Genomic DNA, 14,450 nt, shown 5'->3' with positions numbered 1-14,450 from the left:
TCCTAGTCTTTGTTTTATCAAATCATCTCTAGTCATTCTGTAGGATAATTTCAATTTACCTCAAGTTTATTAGTTATTCATGAGTTAATCAAGTTTTTCAATCTCATGGCAGCAATTATAAATTTGGAATGTAGTTTAAGCTACAGAATATAGGGACGGTCTACCACTTCTCTCAATATACAAGGTTGAGTTTAATAACCCAACAAACCCACGGAACATATATAGGGGTTGCGAAACACTCCCTACGCGATCGCATTTACCCCCTTCAAGGTTCCCAAAACCTAAACCTGTCTAAATGATTATGATTAGCTATAACAACTGCTGCTGCAAAATTCTCTGCTGGTACTAGTTCTTTTAATTGCCAATTTCCTACTATGCACAATTTAGCAGATTTATTTGGCGATAATTCTATTTCTACTTGAGCTAGTTCAGATATACCTTTCCCAGTAGCTTTTAAATAAGCCTCCTTACAAGTCCAATAACGGAAGAATATCTCCTGTTGTTCTTCCGGAGCTACTGATTTAATTACCTCATATTCCCTAACTGAAAAAAAGCGCTTGGCTAAGTTTTCTATATCTGATGTGTGACGAATACCTTCTAAATCTACTCCTATTAGTCTATTATGACTCACACCACATAAACCTAGGTCTTGAGAATGGGATAAATTAAAGCATATTCCACAATGCTTAAACTTCAAGCCTAATAATGGCTTTCCTCTCTCTTCATACTCAAATTCTATTTCTTTTGCTTCTACGTTTATATACTTCGACAGGATTTTTCTAAGAAAGGCACGACCAACAATAAACCGCTCTTGGTGTTGTGGAAAATAAAATCTTTCTGCACGAGCTATTTCATCACCAGATAAAACCCTGCGGTAAAATTCCATTTCCCATGGTGATACCTTCAGGTTAATCTTCCAGATATGTACTTCCTGATCACACAACTGGAAATTTTCAGGTGCCCGTTGCCAAACAATAGACTGATTCACAACTAATTCCAGCTCTTAGGGTGTTATATCCTAAATTTTATAACCTAGATTTTACAAATTGTAAATAATTATTGTTTTTATGTTATTTTTGTGCATTAAGAACAAATAAGTAAAAAGATATACTTTATTTATTCCGTATGTAATGATCAACTTGACTCCTGACTCAATGTGACCTCGAAAAAATATGGGTTAGAAACTGTAATTTGTGAGTTACATCTGGTGGTGTAAACTGATATTATTTTCATGTCTTTAATTGTGAACCTAAGTCCTTTACCACATTAGTCCTTATGTTCAATTTTAAATGTTCTTGTCCGTCGGAAAAGTAATCTTTGTATATATCAAAGATTCTTAATTTATCGTTAAATATAAGGTAGTCATAATTTTTTAATAATGCCCAGGATTCTTGTCATAGACGATGACCCAGCGATTTCAGAACTTGTTGCCGTCAACTTAGAAATGGCTGGCTACGATGTTAGTCAAGCTGAAGACGGTATTAAAGGTCAGGCGCTGGCTCTCCAACTACAACCCGACTTGATTTTACTTGACCTGATGTTGCCAAGAGTAGATGGATTTACCATTTGCCAAAGACTGCGTCGGGATGAGCGTACTGCTGAAATTCCCGTCTTAATGTTGACCGCTTTAAACCAAACCCAGTACAAAGTAGAGGGATTTAACGCCGGTGCGGATGACTACCTAACAAAACCTTTTGAAGTAGAGGAAATGTTGGCCCGAGTCAGAGCTTTGTTGCGGCGAGCCGATCGCATACCCCAAGCTGCCAAGCACAGTGAAATTCTCAATTATGGGTCCTTAACTCTAGTCCCAGAAAGGTTTGAAGCTATCTGGTTCCATGAAACCGTGAAACTAACTCATCTGGAATTTGAGTTACTTCACTGTTTACTTCAACGTCATGGTCAGACCGTCTCTCCCAGTGAAATCCTGCGAGAAGTTTGGGGTTATGACCCTGATGATGATATTGAAACCATTCGTGTTCACATTCGCCATCTCAGAACCAAACTTGAACCTGATCCTCGTCGTCCTCGTTATATTAAGACGGTTTATGGCGCAGGTTATTGTTTGGAGTTACCTGCTGTACCTCCATCTGGTGAAGCAAGTAACATGACACTGGTAGAATGATTTGACCAGGGATTGAGCTTTCTTGATTCCCCGATTGAAACACGGGGTTTCTCAATATATTTTTGATATTATTTTGATATTATTAGTATTAACTCCTACCAGATTGACTCAAGATTTAAAACAAATCCCGGTAAAACATCTTCTCCTGATAAGGTGGATGGGTTTTCCAAAACTTGTTTTTCTTCTCCTGGGCGATAAATTTCGGCTTGGCGGTTTTTTGGGTTAATTAACCAACCTAAGCGGGTTCCATTATTTATATACTCCTGCATTTTAGCTTGCAGAGGTTTCAAAGAATCACTGGGAGAACATAGTTCAATCACAAAATCAGGAGACATGGGCAAAAATCTGGTTTTTTGTTCTGCAGTTAGAGCTTGCCATCTTTCCAAAGGTATCCAAGCTGCATCGGGAGAAAAATCTGCTCCATTAGGAAGGCTAAAACCGCCAGATGAATCAAAAGTTATCCCTAATTTTGTTTGTCTATTCCATAGGCCCAACTCCAGGTTAATATCTGAATTACGCCTACTGGTTTCCGCTCCTGTAGGTGGCATAATAATTAGGTTCCCTTGAGCAGTTCGCTCCAGTTGCAGGTCACGGTTGGCGACACAAAGTTCATAGAATTGTTCATGGGTAATGGGTATTGTTTCCGAGTTATTTAGAATTAAGGGTGTCATGTTTTTATCTCCTTTTTAACTGGAAGCACTAGTATAAAATCTTAGGGCAAATCGCCAAAACCAAGTGGAAAGGAAAAATAAAAACAGGGCTAAAAAAACAGCACTTATTAGCCAAACGACATGGATTTGACCTAAGATGGCTTGAGCAGGAACGGTAGTCAGAAAAGATACTGGAACTACAAAAGTAAAAAAAACTCGATAGCCCATGGGATATGCGGACATGGGATACCTACCCGCCTCCAACAGTCCCCGTAACACCTCGGTGGTATTATAAACCTTCGTAAACCAAATACTGGTTGATCCTAACATGAACCATAAACTATAGAGAATGACCAGACTACAACCGAGAGGTAATATACCCCAAAAATAGTCATCTAGTCCCAAACCCAAATTTTTACCCGCATAACCAATGATGATCAAACCAAATAGTAGATCCGGTAGTCCCCAGAGGGAAAGAATATGGGTTGACAACCAAAACTGACTACGAATGGGTTTTAATAAAACAAAATCTAATGTACCTTCTCGCACATGACGCACAATCCGGTTTAAGTTAGGAGCTAAAAAGGTAGCCCAGAAACCCTGTAAGAGAGTAAAAACCCCCAACACAACCAAGGCTGAATCCCACGACCATCCGCTAAAGGTGTAACCCGTACGATAAAATAAAAACAACCCAAAAATCCCCCCCAAAAGATTCCCCAAGCTACTGAGGGCGGCTATGATGAAATTTAAACGATATTCCATTTCAGCAGCAATAGCTGCACTCCAAAATAATCTGATGACTTTTAAATATCTTTGCATTTTGATGATTAACTGGGTGGGTGGAATTAAATATAAGATGAACGTAGGTTGAACGCCCGCTAACCCATCCTACAAATAATTGTGCCTCCCTGCTTAATGGTTGACCTTTGATTTACCAAACATGACCCAAGAACCTTCCCAAGAACTTTCTAATTATCGTTTACTTCTACCCTATCTGCAGCAACAGTGGCCAACTATCTCCAGAGGATTTATTGGCATTATAGGGTACGTTTTCGCTACTTTAACCTTGATTCACTTAGCTGGTAAGTTGGCTTTACCTTTTGGAGAGGGTAATGTGGTGGCGATCGCCCAATTAACGGGTGTATGTGCTTTGGTATTTCTTGTCCGGGGCTTTTTTCAGTCCGTTCAAGACTTGTATATGTCCAAAGCTGCTTTGAGAGTAGCTTTTCATCTCAGGCAAAATGTCTACACACACTTACAAAAACTGAACTTGAGTTATTTTGAAACAGCAAAAGCGGGGGATTTGTCTTATCGCTTAACAGAAGATGTAGACAGGGTAGGTGAGGTTGTCAATAAGTTGTTTCATGATTTTATCCCCTGTGTTTTACAACTGATTGCCATTCCCATCTACATGATTTATTTAAATTGGCAGTTGACTTTAGCCACGGTGATAGTAGCACCAATTATGGGGGTTTTAATTGGTTGGTTTGGGGAGCGTTTACGTAAGTATGCTCTCAAAAGTCAAAATCGCATTTCTGATTTATCTGCTATTTTAACCGAGGTTTTTAGTGGTATTCGCTTAATTCAAGCCTTTGCAGCGGAAAAGTATGAAATTGCTAGATTCACTCACGAAGCTCAAAGAACCCTCAAGGCTAAATATTCCGCTGAAAAACTAAAGGCGATTCAAATTCCTATTGTAGGGTTTTTAGAAGCCTTGAGTGCTTTATCCCTCATTATGGTGGGAGTATGGCAGATTTCCCAGAAGAATCTTACTGTGGGTGAGTTTTTTAGTTATTTAGCCGCAGCAGCTTTACTAATTGATCCTATTGGTCATACTACCCATAACTATAATGAGTTCAAACAGGGTGAGGCTTCTTTGGAACGAGTATTTGAACTGTTGGCTATTAAACCAACAGTCCTAGAAAATCCTATTGCTATGACTCTTCCCAGTATTAATGGCAAGATTGAATACCGTGGTGTTAGTTTTGCTTATAAACCGGGTGAGCTAGTTTTAAATCACGTCAGTCTGTTTATCAGTCCTGGGGAGGCCATTGCCCTAGTCGGTGCTTCCGGTGCTGGTAAAACCACTTTCGTCAATTTACTCCCCAGATTTTACGATCCTAAACCAGGTAATATCTTTATAGATGATGTCAACATTCGTGATGTGACATTAAATAGTTTAAGAAAGCAAATTGGTATTGTTCCGCAAGAAACAATTATGTTTTCAGGAACTATAGCTCAAAACATTGCTTTTGGACAAGACAACTTTGACCAAAAAGCAGTAGAAGCAGCTGCCCGGGTGGCTAATGCCCATGACTTTATCATCCAATTACCAGCAGGTTATCAAACTTGGGTGGGTGAACGGGGTGTCAACCTATCCGGGGGACAACGACAAAGAATTGCCATCGCCCGTGCAGTGCTATTAGACCCGAAAATTTTGATACTTGATGAGGCAACCTCAGCTTTAGATTCCGAGTCCGAAGCTCTTGTGCAGCAAGCTTTAGAAAGATTAATGCAAAATCGTACTGTATTAATTATTGCTCATAGATTGTCAACAGTAAGAAAATGCGATCGCATTTTAGTCCTAGAAAAAGGGCAAATTGTGGAATCGGGGAATCATGAACAATTATTGTCCCTAGAAGGTAAATATGCACATTTTTATGCGCAACAATTTAGTCAGAGTTAGTTTTAGCACAGCTGCAAAAAGAGCGATTTACATCCTAAAAACCAGATTTTTGTATTGTTAGATACTGAAATAACTGCCATTGACAGTATTAGGGGTAACAACAGTGAATATAAAACACAAGATACACTGAAAAATGATAGGGAGTGGGGGAGCAAAGTTTTTCAACATAAACACCCCATACTATATATAATTTCCTAATAAGTTGAAAAAACTAATTCTTATTTAGCGTAAACCTTACGCCTGTCTGAAACTACCCAGCTGAAAAACACATTAGGAGGATTATCTATGGCGCTTGTACCTATGCGGTTGCTTTTAGATCACGCTGCTGAAAATGGTTATGGCATTCCCGCTTTTAACGTTAATAACTTAGAACAGATTCAATCAATCATGAAGGCGGCTGCTGAAACAGATAGCCCCGTGATTTTGCAAGCCTCTCGTGGTGCTCGTAACTATGCTGGCGAAAACTTCTTACGCCACTTAATTTTGGCTGCGGTAGAAACATACCCACAAATTCCCATTGTGATGCACCAAGATCACGGTAATGCTCCTTCTACTTGCTATTCTGCCATTAAGAACAATTTCACCAGTGTAATGATGGATGGTTCCTTAGAAGCTGATGCAAAAACTCCTGCCAGCTTTGAATATAACGTCGCAGTTACCCGTGAAGTTGTTAATGTTGCCCACTCTTTAGGTGTGAGCGTTGAAGGTGAACTAGGTTGTTTAGGATCTTTAGAAACTGGTGCTGGTGAAGCAGAAGATGGTCACGGTTTTGAAGGTACCCTTGACCACTCCCAATTATTAACTGACCCGGATCAAGCTGTGGACTTCGTAGAAGCTACCCAAGTAGATGCTTTAGCTGTTGCTATTGGTACTAGCCATGGTGCTTACAAATTCACCCGTAAGCCCACTGGTGAAATTTTAGCCATTAGTCGCATTGAAGAAATTCACCGTCGCCTACCTAACACCCACTTGGTAATGCACGGATCTTCTTCCGTACCCGAAGATTTAATTGCACTGATTAACGAATTTGGTGGTGCTATCCCCGAAACCTATGGTGTACCCGTAGAAGAAATTCAAAAAGGCATCAAGAGCGGCGTACGTAAAGTTAATATCGATACCGACAACCGTCTGGCTATCACTGCTGCTGTTCGTGAAGCTCTGGCTAAAAATCCCAAAGAATTTGACCCCCGTCATTTCTTAAAGCCCTCTATTAAGTACATGCAGAAGGTTTGTGCTGATCGTTATGAACAGTTTGGCACTGCTGGTAATGCGAGCAAAATCAAACAAGTTAGCCTAGAAGATTTTGCTGCTAAGTACGCTAAAGGCGAATTGGCTGTAAAAGCTGCTGCTGCAGTTTAATTCAACAAACTTATTGGGGCTGGGTTACACCTAGACCCCAACCTGACTAAACCGGGGTATTAATCCCGGTTTCTTGATGGTGGGTTTCCAAAGTCTTACTTAAAAAACGCGGTGTTGTAAAGATGGCATTTGACGACGCACCTGTTCTAGTCTAGTAGGTTTAATTTCAGCAATAGCGACCCCCGGTTTATCTCCTGCATCAGCTAAAATTGTTCCCCATGGGTCAACAATCATTGCATGTCCATGGGTTTGACGACGGGCATAATTAGTACCTGTTTGAGCTGGGGCGATTATGTAATAAGTGTTTTCAATCGCTCTGGCTTGTAATAACACTTGCCAGTGGTCTTTTCCCGTAAAAGCCGTGAAAGCAGCAGGAATAAAAACTACATCAGCCTCCCTCGCTGCCAGATCTCGATATAATTCTGGAAAGCGCACATCATAACAAATAGAGAGACCTATCTTACCCAAAGTTGGGGAAACATACACTGGTGGTAATTCTCGACCAGCCATGACAGTACTAGATTCTTGATAAGTATTGCCATCGGGAACATTCACATCAAATAGGTGTACCTTATGGTAACGACTGATTTCCTGTCCATTGGGGTCAACCAGCAAAGCTGTGTTGTAAACTTTACTTGTACTATCTACGGGAACGGGGAAGCCGCCGCCCAGAATGGTAATTTGATACCGTTGTGCCATTTGCTTGAGAAACGTTTCTGTTTTTTGGGCAATAATACTGGCTTGAGCAAGTTTATCTTTTTCCTCCCCCATAAAGGAGAAATTTTCTGGTAACCCCAATAATTCTACACCCTGGCGTACGGCCAGATCAATAAACTCTTCTGCTTGTGCCAAGTTTTTTTGTAAATCAGGCACACTGGTCATTTGAATGGCGGCGGCTAAATAAGACTTCATAGGTTCAACAACAAACAGTAGATAATGATTGACATGGGATAATTGCAGGAGTCAATAGTCCTTTTTAGACTTTGATCTATTACCACCAATATCATAGGAAAATTTAGGTCAAAGGTGACTCATTCAGCGGTGCATATTGACCTACCATGGCTAAATATATGCCAATAAGAACAATCAAACAAGCTATACCTTTGACAAAACCAACTTGTTCACCCAACACTAGCCAGGCAAAAACCGTGCTAATTACTGGATCAAGCAGCATTGTTACTGCTACAAGAGAAGAGGGTAAGGAATTGAGAGAATAGGCAATTAGTCCCTGTCCTATGACCTGACAAATTAAAGCTAAGGAAATTACAGAAAACCATCCTTGCCAAGAAAGCGGAAATAGGGTGTTTCCTGTTACCAGTAAAATGGGTAAGGTGGTTAATGCGCCAATAGTGCAATACCAGAACACCAAGGTTTTGGTTTCAAACTGGGTCAGGAGCTTTTCCATTAGCAGTAAATAAAATGGCAACAAAATTGCTGATATTAGGGAGAAGAAATCTCCTTGCAACTCATTACTAGAGACGGAAAAATCTTGGAAACTGATGGCGATCGCACCGGTAATAGAAATAATTGTGCCAACCACAAATTGTTGCTTGACGCGATGACGAAAGAAAATCCATCCCCCTATAGCAGTTAATGGTGGTAATAGTGCGTAAATAATTGCTACCGAACTAGCCACACTAGTATGGGTTAGTGACTTAGCCCAAAATAGCTGTCTTGCTGCAAATATAATACCAACTAGAAAAAACAAGCCCCAAGTTGGGAATGTATATAAATTATTAATTAGAGAAGGAGCTGAAGTTAATTTGTCCCGACGAATCAAAGAAATTAGGTTCCAAGTGCCAAAAAAAACACTGGAGATCCACAAGCGATTAAAAGTAGTTGCTTCAGGACTAATTTCATTGTTACTCCATGTGATAAAAATAGGAGCAAAGCCAATCGCCACAATCCCTAGCACCAGCAAACCAAGGGATATATAGCCTTGTCCAGCTGCGAAGGTTTGAGCTATAGCATCTGTCCAGCTGTCACTTTTACCCATGAAGTCTTTAGTAAACGTTTTGAACAAAGCTATAAATTTCAATTGTCCCTCCGATAACGAAACTGATAGCTGATTTAACTTTTCTAGTAGGTTTCTCATTGGTATGTAAATTTATATAATACGTATATACTAGTGTCTATTAATCCAAATACCTCTTAATCCAGCCCTTCTTGCACCATGATAATCATCAACAATACTATCACCAATATGCCAAGCTGATTCCGGGGAGCAGTTATGATTTTTCAAAGCCAGATGAAAAATTTCAGGATCTGGCTTAGCTGTGCGAGCCTGGGTAGAAACAGTAATAGACTTAAAATAGTCCCTAAGACCTAGACTTTGTAGAACCGAGTATATGCGAGAGTCAAAATTAGAAACCACTCCCAATTCTACCCCCAATCTCAACCAATTGACCAAAGCCAGGGAAACATCGGGGTAAACAAACCAAGGGTCAGCAGTACCAAAATGAACATAGAGTTCACCAAAAAAATCAGAAAAATCCCTAAATTCCCTCCATACTCCTGCACCCTGAAATGTGTTCAAAACAACATCGTACCACCAGTTAAATTCCTTGTCAGGTATAACTTCTACATCACAATTGAGGAATATGGGAGCTGGTGCAGCTGCAAAACTTTTGTGAAACTCCCGATTTAAAATTTCCGGGGTCACCGTGACACCAAATTCTGCAGCAATTTGGCTATAAACCTCACCCACACTACCCTTGACACCAAAGATTGTACCTACCGCATCTAAAAAAATCACTTTTGGTTTTTCCATGAGGTTGAAGCTGGATGAAATCAGTCAATTTCATAATTATAATCACCTCATCACAGTAGGTTGAGTTTAATACGAAACTTAACATCAACATTTAATCATAATATGCATCCGTTGACACACTCCCCCTTAAAGGGCGAGGATCTTTGTTACTGATTCACTGACATCACTTAGCATTTCAGGTTACCCATCTATGACAGAGACAGAGGCGATCATCTCCTGAGTTGTTCCATCTTTAAAAGAAAAGATTTGTAAAGGTTTTACCAGAAACATTTGTTTTATGAATGGAACTCCACCTCTGAGCGATCGCACGCAAAATAAATCAACAGAAAATGTGATCAGTAAAAAAAAGCCAGATTCCCACACAAATCTCTATCTTTAGATAGATGTAAATACTTCCATAGATAGAGGACAAGGTTCTTATTACTATACTAATATTTTTATAACCTACCATTCAACTAAACGAAGTATGTATCTAAAACAATTGCTACCTATACAAATCCGACCAATTCCTGGCACTACGGCAGCAACTATACCCAGACCCTAACTTACCTAATTTTTACTTTTGGTAGGAGGCACTGTAATAGTGTTATGATGTTAAAAGTGGGCTGTGCGTGGTCTTTGAGTTTTCGTTGTGCCAGACTGTAGTTCTACTACATCGGATCTCCCTTTTAATACTCTTTTTTGGACAAGGTACTGTCAGGACAAATAATCAATTTGTCAAAAAAGCAAAATCTATGGCTATTAACTTGATTTAAACATTTAGGTTGTTTATCTACTCAATAATGACTACCTTTAACTTCCATGTACCATTTAACTTCTCTGTGCCAGAAGACACACAACGACTTTGGCAGCAGATTTCTTCATGTTGGTCTCATCAGAATCTTCCAGATGGGCAACGTTTTTTAGGTAGTGTTCGGATTAATCAAGAAGACACGGATAAAGTATTAAGTGTTGTAGGTTACAATTTACGAAGAATAGGTTCAGGTTCAATTTCCTACGAAAGAATCCATGAGAGGTTTCCTGAACCGGAGCGGAACTGGCTAAAAATTCTGACTTTTGCTTTATCGGAATATGCCTACTATTATTCTGGCTTTGAAACTGATTCTGGTATTGAAAGAGGGTTTTGGCATGGTTTTTGCGAAAAACTCAAACTACGCCATACGGATAAAATAGAAAATTCACTTCGTGAAATTGTTGGTGAAGGGTTTGAGTTGCTTGGTCTTGTCCAAGCCAAAGGAGGATATCGCTATGTATCAACCTTATGGTTGCAAAGTGGTATTCCTCAACGAAATATCAGCCATTTTTCCTGTCTTGTTCAGGAATTTTCAAACGAATATGGATGGTGGGAAATTGCTCATACTTGCTATGAAGATATTTCCGAGGAATTGCTGAATTTTTGTGAACTTAAGCATCGTGAATGGCGTACTCTGATTAATTTCCTTAAAGTTAGTTGTTCAGATCAAGAACAAAAAGAAGCTGAACCAATCTCTGGGCAACTACTTCAAGGTATTGCTATTATTGCTGTTGAACTAGAACGTCAAGGAACATTACCTAAAGAAATCAAAAATGATAACGAACGTGAAAAATTGTTAGGCAATTATTACTTACCAAACAATTTCTTTTTAAGAAATTGGGATAGTTTAATTCAAGTTTTAACTCCCCGTCACAGTCGTCAGGGAAGTAGTCGTAGAATTTTTAATTGTCGTCCAAAAGCTTTATCTCTAGTTTTAGATATTAATGACTCATTAAATATACAGTTAGTGCTACCAGAACAAAATATTTGGAAGAAGGAATGGGACAAATTAGGTGGAACTTTTTGCCAAATTCCAGAAGCAACATGGGAAGGTAGTATTCCCTCAAAGGGGAAACTAATGATTCCCGAAAAGGTTGTAGATATCAAAAAAGTAGCCGAATGTTGGATATGGCAACTCTTAGACCATAACCATAAATGTTTGAATGAGTGGAAGCTTGAGGGTATAGCTAATAAGTTACCTTACGTTGTATTTAACGCATTCACAGGTGATCGCCTAAATCTGGAATCTGATGACTTTACCATCAGAGGAATCCAAGAAATTATTTTCTTTACTCCTAAATGTATGCACATAGAGCTTGATGAAGGTATTGAAATTTTAGACTCTTGTGTGCCCTCTAGTATAACGGAATGGCGAGGTCAACATCTAAAACTCATAACTAAGCAATCATCAATTGATTTCCATGCTAAAAATACTCACAACATTCTAATTACCTGGGTGGAGTCCCTTGAAGAGCAACCGAGATTAATAGGATTAAAACTAAAAGGTAAAAAATCAGTTTATATAGAGATTCCTAGTATCTTTTATCCACCCGTAGAGAGAGAAATATCTTTAAATATTTCTATAGAAAATATCGCTGAACAGCAAACTATTATGCAACGCCAAAATATCCTTCCAAATAATAGTTGGGAACCAATTATTCTGAATAAATTGATTAATAAACCAGGAAAATATGAAGTCAGATTATGGGAGCAATTAAACCGATTAAATCGCTGGTCATACAAGTTTGAAATTCAAGAACAATATCAAATCAATGATGAGGTAAATAATATTGATCTATTAATCAGCAGTAGTTCACAATATAGGTTACAAAAGTTACCTATTATAACAGATTCCAGTACCAAATTCTGGGCAGAGGAAGTTAAAATAGAGGGACTTTTTCCTCTAGAAATCATCAGTTTATCCCTAGGAGACAAACTAGAAACCGTATTTTCTCAATTTCAAGCAGATCTGTCAGGCAATTTATTGTTAAGCTTAGCACATTTATATGATTCATTATCATCTGACTCAGATTTTTATGCTTTAGGTTACCAGCGGTTAGGTGGTAAAATAGAACCTTTAATTGAAATGCAAACTACTCCTTTATCAATTAGCTGGGTTGGGGATAATCAGGAAGTTAAGGTATCTGGTTTATTTTCTCATGAAAATTATTTTCTTTCATGTTGGAATTTACTTTTGCCTGAAAATCGGCCATTAAAAATTCAAGTTCCACTTATTTCGTCAAATGAAAAGACAATTACTATTCCATTAAAACTACCACCGGGGATTTATCACATTCAGCTATTTGATTCACTAAAAAAACGTCATAATCTAGGTTGGTGGTGTGGTAGCAATCAATATGATTTACCAGATGAAGCTTTGGAAAATGACGATTTAGAAAATTACGATTTAGAAAATTACTGCTATACCATTCTGGATAATGAATCTGATGATGATTTTATAAAAGCTGCGGAAAAATTTGATTATGACTATCAATTTTTAGAAAACATAATTAATGATTTTCATAACAGTTACTTTCCTGAATGGTTAAATAATCATTCCCTGATTCAAAAGCTACAAGCTCTTCTTGACACCTTAAAAACCGATATGAAAATTAAGAGTACACAACAACAAAAGGCGGTTAACAATAATTTATTACAAGCCCAAAATTCTCCTTCAATTAATACATCGAGAAAATGGTTATTAATAACATTGACTAGTAGCCAAAAACGTGAGTTTGTTAAGAAATTAATAGAAAAAAGAATTGATAAATACGAATTAAGAGATAAAATATCAAGTATTAAACTTCCAGAAGAACCGTATGAAAATTTCATATTGTTGGAATGCAAGAACGCAGGACAGATGCAGATTGAGACTTGTATTCAATCATTGGAATACGTGAAAAATATTAAACCTTTGTCCCAAAAAGCTGCTGAACAAATGAACAAATATTAAAACTATGTTAACTGAAAAAATCACTAGATTGCTAAGTAATCATCGTAATCCAAAAAATTTGAAGATGCCATTGCCTTTAACCAAACATCAAATCATTTCATTATTAGGCACGAGTATTTCTCCCAATGAATCTCAAGATAATCTGATAACTCAAATCCAAAATGCTCTCAAACAGTTGGAATCTGAAGGAGAAGTGGTCGCAGGAAAACGAAACTTTTACTGCATGGCTTTACCCACTGTTTTAGCCAAAAATCGAGAAGATTTAACAACTTTGTTATTTAGAGGCGATCGCGCTTATTTGACTCTGGCGCACAAAGTACTAGACAGTCAACAAAATCCTCAAAAGCCTCTGATATTGCGGCCGAAAAACAAGCATTTTAATAGAATTAAATATCGCTTGTCTCAAGTCGGTATTTCTTTGCTAATCATTTCAGATAGCCTAGATTATTTACAAAAACCTCGAAAACCATTGAAATCCGAATTGCGTTCCACTTGGACAGAAGATCCGTTTTTCCTCAAAAACTGGCAAATCCAGCTGTATGCACCCTGTGATGCACCACAAAAAGACCGCTGGCGGAATCTTAGTTATGAAGGTATTAAAAATGAAGATATATTACGCTTACCAACGGGAGAATATATTTGGTTTCAAGACCAAACTTTTTATGAATTAGAACCAGATTTAGCTATTTTAGCCATGTTTTACCAGGACCAACAAATGGGGTATCCTTTGAAAATAAGTTGGGATGAACCAGCTGGAAGACTGAAGTTGAAGAGTATTTATCTCCCCAGTAACTATGAACGATGGTTATGGGATATTTCTCAACCTGCTGGCGAAGAATACAGAACCCGAAATTTTGAATCAAAAAACTGGTTGCTTGTTAAAGAAGTATTTCAACGTTTAGGAGCTAAATTAGTATGACTCAGAAATGTCAAACATTGTTACGAAACTTCACATATTTACATATTGAGTTATAGTAGTCCTATCAAAGGTGAAAATCTCAACATTATACCTTGACAATTTTCGGAAATGAGTGTATAATACGTATAATGAGTGATTGATATAGATTGCTCAAGTCAAGTCGTAACATATTTTAGGCAAATTTTATTCCAGATTTTT

The 14,450-nt window shown here is 38.2% G+C and carries 11 protein-coding genes; 5 read left to right on the top strand and 6 right to left on the bottom strand.

Annotated features, from left to right (window positions below):
- Positions 1 to 265: 265 nt before the first annotated feature.
- Positions 266 to 988, bottom strand: a complete 723-nt coding sequence (locus tag C6N34_RS03280) for a 4'-phosphopantetheinyl transferase family protein (protein WP_057178475.1) — start codon at positions 986 to 988, stop codon at positions 266 to 268.
- A gap of 390 nt (positions 989 to 1,378) precedes the next feature.
- Between C6N34_RS03280 and C6N34_RS03275 the strand changes: the two genes are divergently transcribed.
- Positions 1,379 to 2,122 carry a response regulator transcription factor gene (locus C6N34_RS03275; protein ID WP_006277170.1) on the top strand — a complete coding sequence of 248 codons (744 nt, stop codon included), beginning with the start codon at positions 1,379 to 1,381 and terminating at the stop codon, positions 2,120 to 2,122.
- A gap of 95 nt (positions 2,123 to 2,217) precedes the next feature.
- Here C6N34_RS03275 and C6N34_RS03270 read toward each other — a convergent pair whose 3' ends face one another.
- Both C6N34_RS03270 and C6N34_RS03265 read right to left on the bottom strand, forming a co-directional pair.
- Positions 2,218 to 2,793, bottom strand: coding sequence for a Uma2 family endonuclease (locus C6N34_RS03270; protein ID WP_006277169.1), 576 nt, complete (start codon positions 2,791 to 2,793; stop codon positions 2,218 to 2,220).
- Positions 2,794 to 2,808: 15 nt separating this feature from the next.
- Positions 2,809 to 3,591 (bottom strand): ABC transporter permease, encoded by a 783-nt coding sequence (locus C6N34_RS03265; protein ID WP_115538821.1) that lies wholly within the window; start codon positions 3,589 to 3,591, stop codon positions 2,809 to 2,811.
- Between the two features lie 121 nt (positions 3,592 to 3,712).
- On the opposite strand from C6N34_RS03265, the gene C6N34_RS03260 reads away from it, so the two are divergent.
- Entirely contained in the window at positions 3,713 to 5,458 is a 1,746-nt protein-coding gene (locus C6N34_RS03260) for an ABC transporter ATP-binding protein (protein WP_115538822.1), read from the top strand.
- A 285-nt stretch (positions 5,459 to 5,743) separates the two neighbouring features.
- A complete protein-coding gene (fba, locus tag C6N34_RS03255; RefSeq protein ID WP_006277166.1) occupies positions 5,744 to 6,817 on the top strand; it encodes a class II fructose-bisphosphate aldolase in 1,074 nt (357 codons plus the stop codon).
- Between the two features lie 99 nt (positions 6,818 to 6,916).
- On the opposite strand, the gene C6N34_RS03250 is transcribed toward fba, so the two are convergent.
- The 3 genes from C6N34_RS03250 to C6N34_RS03240 all read right to left on the bottom strand — a co-directional run bounded on the left by C6N34_RS03250 (position 6,917) and on the right by C6N34_RS03240 (position 9,587).
- On the bottom strand, positions 6,917 to 7,729 hold the full coding sequence (locus C6N34_RS03250) for a carbon-nitrogen hydrolase family protein (protein WP_006277239.1): 813 nt from the start codon (positions 7,727 to 7,729) through the stop codon (positions 6,917 to 6,919).
- A gap of 103 nt (positions 7,730 to 7,832) precedes the next feature.
- Complete coding sequence (locus C6N34_RS03245; RefSeq protein ID WP_115538823.1) at positions 7,833 to 8,912, bottom strand: DMT family transporter; 1,080 nt, start codon at positions 8,910 to 8,912, stop codon at positions 7,833 to 7,835.
- Between the two features lie 30 nt (positions 8,913 to 8,942).
- Positions 8,943 to 9,587: an HAD-IA family hydrolase gene (locus tag C6N34_RS03240; protein ID WP_006277242.1), complete on the bottom strand. Its 645-nt coding sequence runs from the start codon at positions 9,585 to 9,587 to the stop codon at positions 8,943 to 8,945.
- 821 nt (positions 9,588 to 10,408) lie between these two features.
- On the opposite strand from C6N34_RS03240, the gene C6N34_RS03235 reads away from it, so the two are divergent.
- Both C6N34_RS03235 and C6N34_RS03230 read left to right on the top strand, forming a co-directional pair.
- Entirely contained in the window at positions 10,409 to 13,333 is a 2,925-nt protein-coding gene (locus C6N34_RS03235; RefSeq protein ID WP_147290750.1) for a chromosome partitioning protein ParA, read from the top strand.
- 4 nt (positions 13,334 to 13,337) lie between these two features.
- Positions 13,338 to 14,252 (top strand): hypothetical protein, encoded by a 915-nt coding sequence (locus tag C6N34_RS03230; protein WP_115538825.1) that lies wholly within the window; start codon positions 13,338 to 13,340, stop codon positions 14,250 to 14,252.
- The last annotated feature ends 198 nt before the right edge of the window (positions 14,253 to 14,450 follow it).

This window comes from Cylindrospermopsis raciborskii Cr2010, from assembly GCF_003367075.2.
In the GTDB taxonomy this organism is placed as follows: domain Bacteria; phylum Cyanobacteriota; class Cyanobacteriia; order Cyanobacteriales; family Nostocaceae; genus Raphidiopsis; species Raphidiopsis raciborskii.
Note: the sequence above shows the minus strand (reverse complement) of the source record. Positions and strands in the feature narration are given on the sequence as shown.